General features: G+C 63.0%; 15 protein-coding genes. 5 read left to right on the forward strand and 10 right to left on the reverse strand.

The annotated features are described in order from the left end of the window. Nucleotides 1–30: 30 nt before the first annotated feature. Both HAP48_RS33810 and dusA read left to right on the forward strand, forming a co-directional pair. Nucleotides 31–240: a hypothetical protein gene (locus HAP48_RS33810; protein WP_224496727.1), complete on the forward strand. Its 210-nt coding sequence runs from the start codon at nucleotides 31–33 to the stop codon at nucleotides 238–240. 657 nt (nucleotides 241–897) lie between these two features. Beyond that, nucleotides 898–1,884: a tRNA dihydrouridine(20/20a) synthase DusA gene (gene dusA, locus HAP48_RS33815; protein ID WP_166204159.1), complete on the forward strand. Its 987-nt coding sequence runs from the start codon at nucleotides 898–900 to the stop codon at nucleotides 1,882–1,884. A gap of 9 nt (nucleotides 1,885–1,893) precedes the next feature. Here the strand turns inward: dusA and HAP48_RS33820 are convergent, their stop codons facing one another. The 5 genes from HAP48_RS33820 to HAP48_RS33840 all read right to left on the reverse strand — a co-directional run bounded on the left by HAP48_RS33820 (nucleotide 1,894) and on the right by HAP48_RS33840 (nucleotide 6,252). Then, nucleotides 1,894–2,790, reverse strand: coding sequence for a LysR family transcriptional regulator (locus HAP48_RS33820; RefSeq protein ID WP_166204160.1), 897 nt, complete (start codon nucleotides 2,788–2,790; stop codon nucleotides 1,894–1,896). Between the two features lie 186 nt (nucleotides 2,791–2,976). Further along, the gene (locus tag HAP48_RS33825) at nucleotides 2,977–4,155 is read right to left on the reverse strand and encodes a muconate/chloromuconate family cycloisomerase (RefSeq protein ID WP_166204161.1); all 1,179 of its coding nucleotides are present in this window, start codon (nucleotides 4,153–4,155) and stop codon (nucleotides 2,977–2,979) included. Nucleotides 4,156–4,224: 69 nt separating this feature from the next. Then, complete coding sequence (locus tag HAP48_RS33830; protein WP_166204162.1) at nucleotides 4,225–5,094, reverse strand: intradiol ring-cleavage dioxygenase; 870 nt, start codon at nucleotides 5,092–5,094, stop codon at nucleotides 4,225–4,227. Between the two features lie 70 nt (nucleotides 5,095–5,164). Further along, nucleotides 5,165–5,689: a flavin reductase family protein gene (locus tag HAP48_RS33835; RefSeq protein ID WP_166204163.1), complete on the reverse strand. Its 525-nt coding sequence runs from the start codon at nucleotides 5,687–5,689 to the stop codon at nucleotides 5,165–5,167. Next, nucleotides 5,686–6,252 carry a nucleotidyl transferase family protein gene (locus HAP48_RS33840; RefSeq protein WP_166204164.1) on the reverse strand — a complete coding sequence of 189 codons (567 nt, stop codon included), beginning with the start codon at nucleotides 6,250–6,252 and terminating at the stop codon, nucleotides 5,686–5,688. Before HAP48_RS33840 ends, HAP48_RS33835 begins: the two co-directional genes overlap by 4 nt. A 339-nt stretch (nucleotides 6,253–6,591) precedes the next feature. Between HAP48_RS33840 and HAP48_RS33845 the strand changes: the two genes are divergently transcribed. After that, nucleotides 6,592–8,169 (forward strand): 4-hydroxyphenylacetate 3-hydroxylase N-terminal domain-containing protein, encoded by a 1,578-nt coding sequence (locus HAP48_RS33845; protein WP_166204165.1) that lies wholly within the window; start codon nucleotides 6,592–6,594, stop codon nucleotides 8,167–8,169. A gap of 108 nt (nucleotides 8,170–8,277) precedes the next feature. Further along, on the forward strand, nucleotides 8,278–8,568 hold the full coding sequence (gene catC, locus HAP48_RS33850; RefSeq protein WP_166204166.1) for a muconolactone Delta-isomerase: 291 nt from the start codon (nucleotides 8,278–8,280) through the stop codon (nucleotides 8,566–8,568). Nucleotides 8,569–8,592: 24 nt separating this feature from the next. Here catC and HAP48_RS33855 read toward each other — a convergent pair whose 3' ends face one another. From HAP48_RS33855 to HAP48_RS33870, 4 genes are all read right to left on the reverse strand, one after another. Beyond that, a complete protein-coding gene (locus tag HAP48_RS33855; protein ID WP_166204167.1) occupies nucleotides 8,593–9,576 on the reverse strand; it encodes a cysteine synthase A in 984 nt (327 codons plus the stop codon). A gap of 304 nt (nucleotides 9,577–9,880) precedes the next feature. Further along, the gene (locus tag HAP48_RS33860) at nucleotides 9,881–10,471 is read right to left on the reverse strand and encodes a TIGR02281 family clan AA aspartic protease (RefSeq protein WP_166204168.1); all 591 of its coding nucleotides are present in this window, start codon (nucleotides 10,469–10,471) and stop codon (nucleotides 9,881–9,883) included. 25 nt (nucleotides 10,472–10,496) lie between these two features. Next, nucleotides 10,497–10,700, reverse strand: coding sequence for a DUF1289 domain-containing protein (locus HAP48_RS33865; protein ID WP_166204169.1), 204 nt, complete (start codon nucleotides 10,698–10,700; stop codon nucleotides 10,497–10,499). Between the two features lie 107 nt (nucleotides 10,701–10,807). Further along, nucleotides 10,808–12,412, reverse strand: coding sequence for a sensor histidine kinase (locus HAP48_RS33870; protein ID WP_166204170.1), 1,605 nt, complete (start codon nucleotides 12,410–12,412; stop codon nucleotides 10,808–10,810). A 237-nt stretch (nucleotides 12,413–12,649) separates the two neighbouring features. On the opposite strand from HAP48_RS33870, the gene HAP48_RS50980 reads away from it, so the two are divergent. Further along, nucleotides 12,650–13,048: an Imm1 family immunity protein gene (locus HAP48_RS50980; protein ID WP_166204171.1), complete on the forward strand. Its 399-nt coding sequence runs from the start codon at nucleotides 12,650–12,652 to the stop codon at nucleotides 13,046–13,048. Between the two features lie 67 nt (nucleotides 13,049–13,115). Here the strand turns inward: HAP48_RS50980 and HAP48_RS33875 are convergent, their stop codons facing one another. Further along, nucleotides 13,116–13,850: a transposase gene (locus HAP48_RS33875; RefSeq protein ID WP_224496728.1), complete on the reverse strand. Its 735-nt coding sequence runs from the start codon at nucleotides 13,848–13,850 to the stop codon at nucleotides 13,116–13,118. Between the last annotated feature and the right edge of the window lie 266 nt (nucleotides 13,851–14,116).

Below are 14,116 nucleotides of genomic sequence, written 5' to 3' on the forward strand. Positions count from 1 at the left end.
GCTAACCAATCAGCATTGATGAAGGTAGAGATGAACATGACGAACGAGCAGGATACGAGTTCAAAGGTGGCGGCCGAACCTCGCGAGAGCAGCGAGGACGGTGCCCAGAACGCGGCGTCCAAAGTCTCGCCGGCGGCTGATGCGCTCAGCGACAGCTCGCTGGACGATGTGTCAGGCGGCTCTTGGCCATTCAGTAGTGCCGCGCGTGCTAGCTACAGCGTCAACGGCCCGACGGGCTAGCCGAAAGCGCTCCGCCGCGCATCGGTGGGGAATGGCCCATCGCCCGAGCGCGATGCCGCGAAACAAAGTGCGACGTCGGGGAAACATTTTCCCCGGCCCTTGAAATCCTTACGAAACAAGACCAGCACAGTATCCTCAACGTCGGGTTGACCCGATCAGCATTGATGAAGGTGGAGATTGAACATGACCAGTGGGCAGGACACGAATTCAACGGCGCAAGCGGAATCTCTTGACAGCAGCAAGGACGGCGCTCCGAACACGGCACCGCAAACCTCGACGACGTCTGATGCGCTCAGCGACAGCTCCCTGGACAAAGTGGCAGGGGGCGGGTGGCCCTACGCAACGATGGGCTCTGCTCAGGTCAGCCCGACCATCTGACGTTGGGACGACGGCGGGATCGGGTCTAGACATTGCCGAGATTTTACGATGATCGATGGTCCTGCGGGCCATCGATCATTTCGTATTTGCTGTCGAGCAACTTCAAACGTCTTCGCGTCGCCCACGTCCCTGCGGCTGCGATGCTACTTTGCATGGGGTTGTTTTCGATATTTTGGTTTGGCCGGACATTGCTCCGCAGCTTTATGGCGCAGATCGGACGGGCAGGGTTTCCGAAAACATCATATTGCATTGCGCCGGTGTTGTGATTAAGCAATTGAGATGAAATACAAATTCTCCATTGCCCCGATGATGGATTGGACTGATAGGCATTGCCGCGTCTTCCATCGCCTGATGTCGCGGCGGGCGCGGCTTTATACGGAGATGCTGACGACGGGCGCCGTGATCCATGGCGACCGGGCGCGGCTGCTCGGCTTCGATGCCAGCGAGCATCCGGTGGCGCTGCAGCTCGGCGGTTCCGTTCCGCGCGATCTTGCGACCGCAGCAACGATCGGCGAGGAGTTTGGCTACGACGAGATCAATCTCAATGTCGGCTGTCCCTCGGATCGGGTGAAGGATGGCCGCTTTGGTGCCTGTTTGATGGCGGAGCCCGCGCTGGTCGCCGAAGGCGTTGCGGCGATGAAGCGCGCGGTGAAGGTCCCCGTCACGGTGAAATGCCGGATCGGTATCGACGATCAGGATCCGGAAGTCGCGCTCGATACGCTCGCCCGCGGCGTGATTGCCGCCGGCGCGGACGCGCTCGTCGTGCACGCACGCAAGGCCTGGCTGAACGGCTTGTCGCCGAAGGAGAACCGCGACATCCCGCCGCTCGACTATGATCGCGTCTATCGCCTCAAGGCGGCGCTGCCGGATGTGCCCGTCATCATCAACGGCGGCATCACGAGCCTCGCCGAGGCCAAACAGCATCTGGCGCATGTCGATGGCGTGATGCTGGGGCGGGCGGCCTATCAGGAGCCGTGGCGGTTGCTGTCAGTCGATTCCGAGCTGTTCGGCGAAGCTTCGCCGCACGCGACGATGAAGGACGTGTTCGCGGCGATGCTGCCCTATATCGAGCGGCAACTGGCCGAAGGCACGCGGCTGCATTCGATCGCGCGCCATTTCGTCGGTGCCTTCCACGGCGTGCCCGGCGCGCGTGCCTTCCGCAGGCATCTGGCCGAGAACGGCGTTCGGCCGGGCGCTGACATCGACGTGCTGCGCGATGCGATCGCGCGTGTTGACGATCGCGCGCCTGCGGCGGTCGCGGCCTGAGCGCGCGGATTACGACTTGCGCTGACGCCGCGTCACCTCCTGCGCGACCTTCAGGAAATTGAAGAGATGCGGCATCCGGTTGTCGCGTCGGTAGTTCAGCGACAGCGCGGTGCCCGGATTGTGCCCCTCATAGGCGCGGTAGCTGACGCCGGGGCGTTCCGATTGCGAGACCGATTTCGGCACCAGCGCGATGCCGACGCCGACCGACACCAGGCTGATCGCGGTCTGATAGTCCTGCGCCAATACCTGCGATTTCGGAATGAAGCCTTCTTCGAGGCAGATATTGAGGATGTGGTCGGCGAAGCTCGGGCGCGGCTTGCGCGGGTAGAGGATGAATGTCTCGGCCTTCAGCGCCGACAGAAGCGTGACCTGCTGTTCGAGCAGCGGCGAGGTGTCGGGCAAAGCGAGGATCAATGCTTCCTGCAGCAACGGCTCCGACTTCAATTCCTCGTCGTCGAGCGAGGGGCGGGCGACGGCGATATCGATCTCGCGCTGGATCACCGCGCGCTTCTGTTCGGCATTGTTCATCGCCGATAGCGCCAGCTCGACGTCGGGATAGGCCGAACGAAACGCCTTGATCACATTGGGCAGCACGCCATAGGTCGCGGATCCGACGAAGGCGACGCGCAGGTGACCTGAAAAGCCTTCTCCGATCCGCTTGATCTCGCGGTGCGTCCGGTCGAGCCGCTCCAGCACGTCGCGCGCGCGTTCCAGCAGGACGCTGCCGGCCTGGGTCAAGCGGATCTGGCTCCGGCTCCGGTCGATCAGCATGACACCGAGATCGCTCTCCAGCTGCGCGATCTGCCGGCTGAGCGGCGGCTGGGCGATCGCGAGCCGCGATGCGGCGCGGCCGAAATGCAATTCTTCGGCGACGGCGACGAAGTAGACCAGTCGCCTCAGATCCATGACATCGTCGCGGTCGGTCACGGCCAGGCGAACGTTGGTTCGCGCGCTTCCGCGGAAGCTGCGGGAAGGGCCTGCCGGGTTCGATGCCGTGCGGTCATCAGCGCATGATTGAAACAATGGTTCCAGCGGGAAGACTGAGCGGGCATCCCTGGATTGTCAATTGTCCGCAGGCATGACGCCATCTGCCTAATCCTTCCGGGCGAAGGCGCGGATCTTGTCCTCGTCGACCTCGACGCCGAGACCGGGGCCATCGGGTAAGCAGATCTCGAACTCGTCGAACCTGATCGGGTTGACGACGAGATCCTCGACGAGAATCCGCGGACCGAAATGCTCGCTTCCCCATTCGAGCCTGGGCAGGGTGGCGAATGCGGCGAGATGCGCAGCCGCGCCGATGCTGCTCTCCAGCAGACAACCGCCATAGAGCTCGAGGCCGTGCGCGGCCGCGACCGCCGCAGCGCGCTTCATCTCGAACAGGCCGCCGCTTTTGACGAGCTTCAACGAGTAGACGCTGCCGCAGCCCATCGTGGCAGTCCGTGCGATTTCTTCCTTGGTGAAGGCGGCTTCGTCGATCAGCAGCGGGATCGAGGTGCGTGCCGCGACACGCGCCATGGCTTCCAGCTGCTGCGCCGACACCGGTTGCTCGACCAGAGCGACATCCAGCTCCTGCAGCGCCGGCATGAAGCGGATGCATTCGGCCTCGGTCCAGCCCTGGTTGATATCGACGATCAGCCGTACCTCATCACCGAGGCCGGCGCGCAGCGTCTGCAGCCGCTTCAGATCGGCCTGTGGCCGGTTGAAGCCGAACTTGATCTTGAACTGGCGGTGCTCGCGGCGGCGCAGCTTCTCCTTGGCTTCCTCCAGCTCCTGGCCGCTGTCGCCGGAGGCCAGCGCCCAGATCACCTCCATGCGCGCGCGCACCGCGCCACCGAGCAGGGCGCTGGCGGACAGGCCAAGCGTCTTGCCGGCGGCGTCAAGCAGCGCGGATTCGATGGCGCCCTTGGCCGCGAAATTGCGGGTGGCAGCCTTGCTCATGCGGAGCGCATTGGCTTCGAAGGCGAGGGCAGGCTGTCCCAGCAGCACCGGCGCCAGATAATTCGTGACCGCGGCCTTGATCGATTCCACGCTCTCCTCGGCCCAGCGCGGCCCGCCGAGCGTCGAGGCTTCGCCGATACCCGACACGCCATTGTCGAGCAGGACGCGGACCAGCACATAGCCCTGATGCGTGACTTCGGTGTTGGAAAGCTTGTGGCGGCGGCGGGTCGGCGCCTCCACGATGGTCGCGCGGATACTGCGGATCGTAGTGTCTTTCGCGAGGGGCTGCACGTGTTGCACGGGCTCGGCGATGTCGATCAAGGCACGACTCATATGTCCTCACATGTCAGTTCAAATGAGCCCAGCCAGGCCGTCGAAGGGCCTGGCTGGGCATAGCGTGCATCACTCGGCCGCGACCAGCCGCTCGACCGCCGCCTTCTTGAGCTTGAAGTCGAAATCGAGAACGAGATCGGTGCCGGCGCCGGCCGGGGCCTTGCTGAACTTGCCGATCAGGCTCTGCTTCACGGCAAACACCGAGTCGTTGTCGAGGTACTTGGTCTCGGAATCGTAGATCTGCGAGATCAGCGATTGATAGCCGTCCTTCGAGAGCATGAAGTGGATGTGGCCCGGACGCCAGGGATGGTGGCCCATGTATTTCAGGAGCTCGCCGCCGGCGCCGTCATAGGGGATCGGGTAGGGCTCGGGGCGGAGCGCGACGAAGGCATATTCGCCGTTGGCATCGGTGGTGAAGCGTCCGCGCAGATTATACGCCGGCTGCTCCGGGTCCTGCAGATCGTACAGGCCGTTCGGCGCGTCCTCCCAGACGTCGATGGTGACGCCTTCGATCGGCCGTCCCGCGGTGTCGCTGATGCGCCCGGAGACCTTGACGGTCTGCGCGTTGTCGAACGACTTCTTGATGATCGAGGCGCCCTTGGGCAGCACCGGCGGATTTTCCCGGTAGAACGGCCCGAGCACGGTGGACTCGCTCTCGCCGTCGGTGACGCGGTGATCGAGCATGTCGACCAGCACCTCGACGCCGAGAATATCCGCGATCAGGATGAACTCGTTGCGCTTCTCGTCCGAGATGTCGCCGGCGCGGCGCAGAAATTCGCAGGCGGCGAACCATTCGGCGAAGGTCAGGTCGACCTCCTTGCAGAAATCGTGCATGTGCCGGATCAGGCTGGTCATGATCTGACGGTTGCGATCCGGAATGTCCTTCGCGAGCGCGGCGATCACGTGGTCGGTGATGGTGTCCTTGTTGACGTTCAGCATGGTCGTTTCCTCCTTTTCTTGCAGTTTGATCGAACTTGCATCCCCGTTTCGGGAATCTCGGTTGGTGGCCTCACCAGACGAATTCGTAATCACCATTCTCCAGCATCGCGGGAGCGGGGTGCGGATCGGCAAGCCCGCCGAAACGGCCGCGGAAGAACAGCAGCGGCTTCTTGCTTTGCTCGAGCGCAATCTCGCGGACATGACCAAGGAAGATGGTGTGATCTCCGGCGATGATCTCATCGGCAAGATCGGTCACGAAGTACGCCGCCGCATTGGCGATCACAGGCAGCTCGTTGCGGCGTTCGAAGACATCGCAGAGGTCGAGCCTGGGCTTGCCGGCGAAATGCCAGGCGAGATCTTCCATCCCCTCGGCAAGGACGCTGACCGCAAAGCGGCCGGTCTTCTGGATGTTGCCAAGCATCTTCGCGCTTTTTGCGATCGAGATCGCGACCAGCGGCGGCTCGAGCGACACCGACATGAAGGCGTTGGCCGTCATGCCATGGTCGCGTCCCTCGCAATGGGTCGTGATGATGGTGACGCCGGTGCCGAATTGGCCGCAGGCATTGCGCAGTTCTCGCGGATCGATGGCGGTCATTGGCTTGCGACCTCGAATTGGGCGTGAGCGGATCGATTGGCCGGTGGCGCAGTCACGATGTCCCTCCAGTTTTCCAGCGCCGCGGCGGCGGCTGCAAGGCCGGATCGCCGCAAGCTTCGGATGCGGCTGCTCGACACGATCTCGCCGTTGCCGCAGCGCACAGGTGGCAGAATGCGGGTGTGGAAGTGCTGCCGCAGCAACAGCGCGGTGCCACCCTTGCAGGACCCGAAGCGAAAATCCTCGCCGACGATCACCTCGCGAGGCTGCAGACGTTGCAACTCGGCGAGGAAATCGGCCGCGGTGCGGCGGACGTAGAGCTGGTCGAAGCCGGCGACGACGATGTGGTCCGGCGCGAATGTTGCGATGCGCTCGAGCTTTTCGCGCAACGATATCAGCGGCTCGGCCTGGCCGAAATACACCTTTGGCGCCGGATCGAAGGTGTAGACCACGGCGGGAACGCCGCGGCGTCGCGCCGTCGCGATCGTCTGCCGGAGCAGTTCCTGATGGCCGCGGTGGACGCCGTCAAATGCGCCGATCGTCACGACGCTCGAGTCGAGGGCCAATTCTCCATCGCGATGGAAAGCGACAGCTGTGCTGTCAAAAACCTTGCCCAAACCTTGGCCCATGGTTCGCTCCGGTTTCGCTCCCTTGCCGTGCTGTGCAATTGCTGCATCAGCTGCGGCGTTGCATCGGCCGGACGGTCATTGCCGTCTGGTCCGTGCCACCCGAGTCATAGCCCGGCCTGGGCCGGTCCGCGCGGTATGGTGTGATACCTTTCGCCCGCTCCCGCTCAGCGCGTAGCGTTTCCTCCGATGTCACGCCGACCAAGAGCGTGACGAGATGGTCCCGGGCCGGCTTGGCAACGCCGCCGGTCCCACCACAGAAGCGGAGGAGAAACGTCCATGACTACTGCAGCTGCCCTGCGGGCTGATGCGCCTGCGTCAACCACCAGCGTCTATACCGGCGCGGAATTCCTGGACAGCATCCAGGACGGCCGCGAAATCTACATCTACGGCGAGCGCGTCAAGAACGTCACGGCGCATCCCGCCTTCCGCAATTCGGCGCGGATGGTGGCGCGCTGGTACGACCGCTTTCATGAGAAGAAGGATCAGATCGGCGTCCTGACCGACACTGGTTCGGGACAGTTGACCCATCCGTTCTTCCTGGGGTCGCGAACGGCAGACGATCTGATCAGGGGGCGCGATGCGATCGCCGAATTGCAGAAGGTTGCGTTCGGCTGGATGGGCCGCTCGCCGGACTACAAGGCGGCATTCCTCGGCACCCTCGGTGCGAATTCGGGTTTCTATGGCGAGTATGCCGGCAACGCCCGGAAGTGGTATGCCCGGACCCAGGAGCGGCTCGACTTCTGGAATCACGCCATCGTCAATCCGCCGATCGATCGCGACCGCGCGATCGAGGATGTGCGCGACGTCTTCATGCATGTCGAGAAGGAGACCGATGCGGGCCTGATCGTGTCAGGCGCAAAGGTGGTCGCGACCGGCTCGGCGCTGACGCACTACAATTTCATCGCGCATTACGGCATCCCGATCAAGGACAAGTCGTTCGCGCTGATCTTCACGGCCCCGATGGATGCCAAGGGCGTCAAGCTTATCGCCCGCTCGTCCTATGAATTCACGGCGGCTGCGACCGGCTCGCCGTTCGACTATCCGTTGTCGAGCCGCTTCGATGAGAACGACTCCATCCTGGTCTTCGACAACGTGCTGATACCGTGGGAGAACGTCTTCATCTATGGCGACATCGACAAGATCAACCAGTTCTTCCCGGCGTCGGGTTTCGTCCCGCGGTTCACGCTGCACGGTGTGACGCGGCTTGCCGTCAAGCTCGACTTCATTGCCGGCCTGTTCTCGATGGCGGTCGAGGCGACCGGGTCGAAGGATTTCCGCGGCGTGCAGACGGCAGTCGGCGAGGTGATCGCCTGGCGCAATCTGTTCCACGGCATTTCCGATGCGATGGTGAAGTCGCCGATCGCCTGGCAAGGGACCGAGGGCTACAATTTGCCCAACCTGAATTACGGGCTGGCCTATCGCGTGTTTGCGCCGATGGCCTATCCGCGGATCAAGGAATTGATCGAGCGCCACGTCGCGAGCGGCCTGATCTATCTGCCGTCGAGCTCGGCCGATCTGGAAAGCGAAGCCATCCGGCCCTATCTCGACCGCTTTGTGCGCGGCTCCAACGGCTATGCCGCGATCGACCGGATCAAGCTGCTCAAGCTGCTCTGGGATGCCGTCGGCTCCGAGTTCGGCGGCCGGCATGAGCTCTACGAGCGCAACTATGCGGGCAATTACGAGAACCTGCGTGTCGAGACCCTGATGGCCGCGAGCGCCACCGGCGACCTCGGCGCGATGCAGGATTTTGTGCGCAACTGCATGAGCGACTACGACGTCTCCGGCTGGACGGCGAAGGACCTCATCAATCCCGATGACATCAACCTCGTCAGCCGCGGTCTGGTGCAAGGCTGACGACAGGGCTGACGATCTGGTAGACAGAATATCGGAGCCGCCGCGATCGCACGGCGGCTCCGTTCCGTTTTTCGCGCCACTTCATCCTTGCAGAGGGAGTTCACCGTCATGCTGTTCCACGTCGAAATGGAGGTGCGGATTCCGCACGATCTGCCGACTGAGCGAACCGACGCGCTGAAGCAGGCGGAACGCATCCGCGCCATGGAGCTGCAGCGCACGGGCGTCTGGCGCCATTTGTGGCGGGTGGCCGGACGCTACGCCAATGTCAGCGTCCTCGACGTGTCAGGCCCGCAGGAATTGCACGACATGCTGTCCAGCCTGCCGCTGTTTCCATTCATGGAGATCCGCGTCACGCCACTGTGCCGGCATCCGTCGTCGATCCACGACGACGACCGGTAGCGGCGGATTGGTGTCGCTCCCGGTTCACGCCATCCAGGGCGGCACTGGGAGATTTTTCTTGCGCAGGAAGTCCGGATTGAAGAGCTTGGACTGGTAGCGCTGGCCACCGTCCGCGAGGATGGTGACGATGGTCTTGCCTGGACCGAGGTCGCGTGCAAGCCGCATGGCTCCCACGACGTTGATCGCGCTTGAACCGCCAAGAACCAACCCCTCGTGCGCGACCAGGTCGAACAGGACGGGCAGCGCCTCCTCATCAGTGATCTGGTAGGCGATGTCGATCGGCGTGCCTTCAAGGTTCTTCGTCACACGGACCTGGCCGATGCCTTCCGTGATCGAGTCTCCTTCTGTCGTCAGCTCGCCCTTTGTGAACCAATTATAGAGAGCGGCGCCCATTGGATCGCTGAGCGCAATCTTCACGTCGGGATTGCGCTCCTTGAGGGCGCGCGCGATTCCACCCAGCGTTCCGCCACTGCCGACGGCACACGTGAAGCCGTCGACCGTTCCGCCCGTCTGTTGCCAGATTTCGGGGCCGGTCGTCCGATAGTGGCCGTCACGGTTCGCGACATTGTCGAACTGGTTTGCCCAGAATGCGCCCAGTTCGTCAGCGAGGCGACCGGAATAGCGGGCATAGTGGCCGGGGTCGGAAGATGGCACCGCGGGCATCAGGCGCAGATCGGCGCCGCACAGCCGCAGCATATCCTGCTTTTCCTGGCTTTGCGTGTCGGGCATCACGATCACGGAACGATAACCGCGCGCATTGGCCACGAGCGCAATGCCGATGCCGACGTTACCGGCAGTGCCTTCCACGATGATGCCGCCCGGCTTGAGCTGACCGCGCTGCTCGGCGTCGTTGATGATGGCGAGGGCCGCACGATCCTTGATCGAGCCGCCCGGATTGAGAAATTCGGCCTTGCCGTAAATGTCGCAGCCCGTGATCTCCGATGCCGCACGCAACCTGATCAGTGGCGTGTTGCCAATGGATTCTAGGAAGCCAGATCGAACGTTCATCGTTGCCCGCCCCAGCCGAACAGTGGCTTGATGCTATTTTTTCGTTGGTTTCGGAAAATTCCTTGTCGCTTGGTGTGCGAGATTGGAAGTCCTGGCCTCTGAGCGTGCTGCTATCGAAGACATCATGTGCCGACATGCTGAAGCAGCGCGTAAGGCTCAGTAGAGCCATTTTTTATGCGACGTACAATCTTCGTTTTTCGACGCTGCGGCTGCGGATCATTCTTGCAAGATGCGGGAGTTGATCCGGCGTTTGTTTGAGCATGATCTTTCCGGAAAACCGCTTCGCACTTTTCCGGATCATGCTTTAGTCGACGGCGGTGCGCGGGCGCCGGTGACGGCTTGCGGGGGAGACGCTTCCGGTGACGTCGGGGTATCCGGTCAGCGACAGTGTGTCGGAGCGGACGCCCCAGCTCTCGAGCCGGTCGAGGAAGCTCATGCCGAGCAGGTTGGTCTTCATCTGCCCGCGCTGCATCACCAGTGCCGGTACCGATTTCTCGACCAGCTTGCCGACCGCGAGCCGATCGAGCGTCAGCCGCGCCGCCTTGGTGTGACCGCCGGCGGTCTCGAGGTCGACATTGTATTCGAGCATGTCGGTCGGCAGCCCGATTGCCTTGGCGGTTTCCCAGGTCAGCACGACCGAGGTCGCGCCGGTGTCGATCACCATCGGCGCGCTGACGCCGTTGATCTTGGCGCGGAACGCAAACTCACCGCCCTGGCCACGGGTGATCTGAACTGCGGGGGCTGAGGCGGGGGTCAGCGCAGCGGTGGTGGTGCTGCGGCCGAGGATCTGGTTGAGGTTTTCCCTTGCGCGCGCGATCTGGTCGGGATCGCCATAGGTCACGACAGCGCCGGCGGTCGTCATCAGCAGCAGGATGACGAGGAGGATGCGGGTCACGGTGCGTCTCCGGCGGCCGCGCCGATCAGGCGCGCTTCGGATGCGGCTCCATGCGCTCGAGCCCGGCGTCCGCCATGCGCGCCGGCAAATTCGCCATCACCGTCAGCCGCTCCGTGCGGTCCATCTTGTGCCAGTGCGCGATCTCCGGAAGCGTGCGGCCGCAGCCGAAGCAGAGCTTCGTTTTGGGGTCCATCATGCAGACTGCGATACACGGCGTTTCTGAGCTCATTCTTCCAGTGTTGAACGGTTTCAGCCGCTGGTGCAAGCCGGCCGAAGCGCGATGCTGTCATCACGCCTCAGCTTTTTGTCGTGAGCATGGTCTCCCGCGCCATGCTGCTACAATCCGGTGCCGGCACTCATGATCGCCCTGCGGCGCACACGTGTGCGGTCGGCGCCCATCGTGGGCTCCGCGGGCTCCGGCTGCATCGGCGGCGATTCTTCCGCCATCGGCGCCAGCGCGCTCATCACCCGTTCCGGCGGCAAGGTCACGATCACCTCGGTGCCGATGCGCAGCTTGGACTTCAGCGTGAAGGTGCCGCCATGCATGTCGATCAGGCTTTTCGCGATCGGCAGGCCAAGGCCTGCGCCCTGTTCCGCCGACTTGATCGAGTTGGAGCCCTGGCCGAACGAGGCCAGCACGACCGGGATCTCGTCCTCGGCGATGCCGCTTCCGGTATCCTTGACGCTCAGATATTGCCCGCCCGACGCGGTCCAGCCGACCTTCAACCAGATCTCGCCGCCCTGCGGCGTGAACTTGATCGAATTGGAGAGCAGGTTGAGCACGACCTGGCGGATGGCGCGTTCGTCGCCCCAAATCCTGGGCATGCCATGCTCGAACACTTCGTGGATCGTGATGCCGCGGCTGGACGCGCGCAGCTTCAAGAGATGGTGGCAGTCGGCGACGACATGCACCAGTGCCACGGCTTCTTCATTCAGCTCGTAGCGGCCGGCCTCGATGCGTGACAGGTCGAGGATCTCGTTGATGAGGTTGAGCAGGTGCACGCCGGAATTATGGATATCGGCAGAATATTCCTTGTAGACCGGCACGGCGTGCGCGCCAAAAATCTCGCTCTTCATCACCTCGGAGAAGCCGAGGATGGCGTTGAGCGGCGTGCGCAGTTCGTGGCTCATCTGGGCCAGGAAGCGCGACTTGGCGACGTTGGCGGATTCGGCGCGGTGCCGCGCCTCATCGGAGATCGCCTTGGCCTGTTCCAGTTCGCCGATCAGCGCGTCCTTTTCGGCGCGGGCTTCCAGCGTCGCCAGCGTGGTCGAATGCAGGCGGTGCGCCAGCAGCGCGAAATAGCCCTCGGCGGCAAGCGCGAGCAGCGCCAGCACGTAATTGTCGAACGCCCCATTGAGCACCAGGTCGAGTGCGATGCCGACCGTCACTGGAACGGTCGCCGCGAGTGCCGCGATCGGCAGGCTCGCCGCCAGCATGCTGGAGACTGCGATCACCAGCAGCATCAGGAACATCATCAGCGTGTTGGAGGCCAGATCGCGCCCGGCGGGGTGGATCAGGATCGCGGTCCAGCACAGGCCGTAGAGCAGGTCGAGCAGCACGAAGCGCGTCCGCCATTTGCGGGTCACCGCGACCGAGGTCGGCTCGGCGAGGAAGCGGGCGCAGCTGCGGATGATCGCGAGATGGACGGCGAGGATGCCGACGGTCCAGGCGCCGGCCACGATCGGCTGCATCCAGAGGCCAAACAGCACGCCGGTCGCCACCACGAGCAGCATCACGACGTAGGACGCCGACATCCGGGTCTGGGCGTATTGCCGGAGCAGTTCGGCGTCGAACGCCGGGCGGGTTCCACTGGTTGACGTTAACCGATCCCGCGCCTCACGCACCCGCTGCGCGGCGGCACGCCGGCTATTCACCGGCGACGCCACCTGAGGGCCTGCCGGAAGCTGTACAACTTCAGGCTTTTCTGCGGGATTACTCATAAACAACACAAATCCTGCCCGCGAACCGCGCGGACTTTTTGCATTGTCTATCTGTGACGCCAAATCATTAAGCGATGACTTAAAGAGCTAAAGAAACTCGTTAACGGGGAGTTAAATTAACTTCTGCGCGGGCGTCTGCTCAAGTTGCACAAACCTTCTTCCACGCATGCTACCATCAGGCGCGCAGCTTAACGTTATAACTCCGAATGGCTCGACAGTGTTCGTTGGGGTGCATCCATGAGAGCCCAGTTTTTCGACAGACAGGACGCCACGAATCCTCTGAATGAGACAGTAGTTGACGGGTCGCCAGCGTTGCGAAGGATCATTAACGACACACGGCAGAGGCAACCATTTTTGTCGGAGCTTGTTGGCACAAACGATCGCAAGCTGCTCTTAGGCCTCGGATCTGGGGATGGTTGCGTACAGTTTAGTTCAACTGATGGGGCTCCGCCTTACTTGATGGCGGTGGGGACAATTGAGCACGAAGGAGGGGGTACGCAAGAGTTCTTGATGGGCGATACATCGACACCAATGCCGCGGCGCTATTGTCTTCCAATGGAGAAGGTAGCTGAGATTGCGGTCGCTTTCTTGGAAACTGGCGAGCGATCGTCGAGCGTGGAGTGGGAGGAAATTTAAGCCGCAGAGAGCGCGATACCGGAACCCCCAGCCTGTGTGCAAGGTGGTAAGACGGTGGGCGTTTTGCTCACGTCGGCCGGAGACTTATCTCTCGAAAGTAGGCGATTACGGTGACAGTGCACTCAATTCTCCCAGCCATGACCATACTCAACCCTCTTCCGGTTCGGACGGCTTCGGCCCGCGTTTGGCTGGCTTGAGGACGCGTCCGGTCAGGCGCTGCAGGCGGGCGAGAAAGCGATCGTCGCCGAGCGGCCGGCCGATGCTCTCGGCGGCGCGCAGGCGGTCGAACAGATCGGGCTCCGGCGCGCTGGCCAGCAGTTCGGCGAAGTCGGGGAAGCGCTCCCGGACTGCCGTCGTCCTTGCCGCGCACATGCGCGCGCGTGCTCGACCAGCGCCAGTCCTGCGCGCGTTGCACCAGCCGCGCCCGCACCGGGTTGAGTGCGACATACCGCAGGGCAGCGGCGAGATGTGGCTCGTCCATGGCGACGGCGCCGAACCGGCCCTGCCAGAAATGCCCGCTCTTGTTGCGCCGCGCCTGGATGATGCCGGCATAGGCGCGATGGACCCGCGCCAGCGCGCGGCGAAGCCCGTCCGGATCGGATGGCACCAGGATCAGGTGCACGTGGTTCGGCATTAGGCACCAGGCCCAGACCTCGACATCGGCCGCGCGGCAATTCTCGGCGAGCAGGTCGCGATAGAGCGCATAGTCGCTGTCGCCGAAGAAGGTCCGCGCCCGGCCATTGCCGCGCTGGGTGACATGGTGGGGATGACCGGGGATGACGACACGGGCGAGGCGAGCCATGTGGTATGTTGCATCGGGCAGGCAACAAGTCAATTTAGTGCACTGTCACCGTAATTGTTGCAAATTGTTGCAGCCATCAATTCGCGCGCTGCTCCGGGAGGGTGAGATAGGAGTTAACGGCGTCGGACATGCTGAGGTGACTGGAGTTGAAGGCGCGCGTGCCCTTGGGCTCACACCAACTGGAGTTGCCGCAAGTCGTGGGATTTGCGGTCCTTGCGCAGATTATCTCAGCGGGCAAGGGATCACCCCGCTAACTCCATTGAGGT

This window comes from Bradyrhizobium septentrionale, from assembly GCF_011516645.4.
Taxonomy (GTDB): domain Bacteria; phylum Pseudomonadota; class Alphaproteobacteria; order Rhizobiales; family Xanthobacteraceae; genus Bradyrhizobium; species Bradyrhizobium septentrionale.

Excerpts from the sequence above, each read along its gene's own strand:
- HAP48_RS33810 (WP_224496727.1), top strand. The coding sequence starts at position 31 with ATGAACATGACGAACGAGCAGGATACGAGTTCAAAGGTGGCGGCCGAA.
- dusA (WP_166204159.1), top strand. The coding sequence starts at position 898 with ATGAAATACAAATTCTCCATTGCCCCGATGATGGATTGGACTGATAGG.
- HAP48_RS33820 (WP_166204160.1), bottom strand. The coding sequence starts at position 2,790 with ATGGATCTGAGGCGACTGGTCTACTTCGTCGCCGTCGCCGAAGAATTG.
- HAP48_RS33825 (WP_166204161.1), bottom strand. The coding sequence starts at position 4,155 with ATGAGTCGTGCCTTGATCGACATCGCCGAGCCCGTGCAACACGTGCAG.
- HAP48_RS33830 (WP_166204162.1), bottom strand. The coding sequence starts at position 5,094 with ATGCTGAACGTCAACAAGGACACCATCACCGACCACGTGATCGCCGCG.
- HAP48_RS33835 (WP_166204163.1), bottom strand. The coding sequence starts at position 5,689 with ATGACCGCCATCGATCCGCGAGAACTGCGCAATGCCTGCGGCCAATTC.
- HAP48_RS33845 (WP_166204165.1), top strand. The coding sequence starts at position 6,592 with ATGACTACTGCAGCTGCCCTGCGGGCTGATGCGCCTGCGTCAACCACC.
- catC (WP_166204166.1), top strand. The coding sequence starts at position 8,278 with ATGCTGTTCCACGTCGAAATGGAGGTGCGGATTCCGCACGATCTGCCG.
- HAP48_RS33855 (WP_166204167.1), bottom strand. The coding sequence starts at position 9,576 with ATGAACGTTCGATCTGGCTTCCTAGAATCCATTGGCAACACGCCACTG.
- HAP48_RS33865 (WP_166204169.1), bottom strand. The coding sequence starts at position 10,700 with ATGAGCTCAGAAACGCCGTGTATCGCAGTCTGCATGATGGACCCCAAA.
- HAP48_RS33870 (WP_166204170.1), bottom strand. The coding sequence starts at position 12,412 with ATGAGTAATCCCGCAGAAAAGCCTGAAGTTGTACAGCTTCCGGCAGGC.
- HAP48_RS50980 (WP_166204171.1), top strand. The coding sequence starts at position 12,650 with ATGAGAGCCCAGTTTTTCGACAGACAGGACGCCACGAATCCTCTGAAT.
- HAP48_RS33875 (WP_224496728.1), bottom strand. The coding sequence starts at position 13,850 with ATGGCTCGCCTCGCCCGTGTCGTCATCCCCGGTCATCCCCACCATGTC.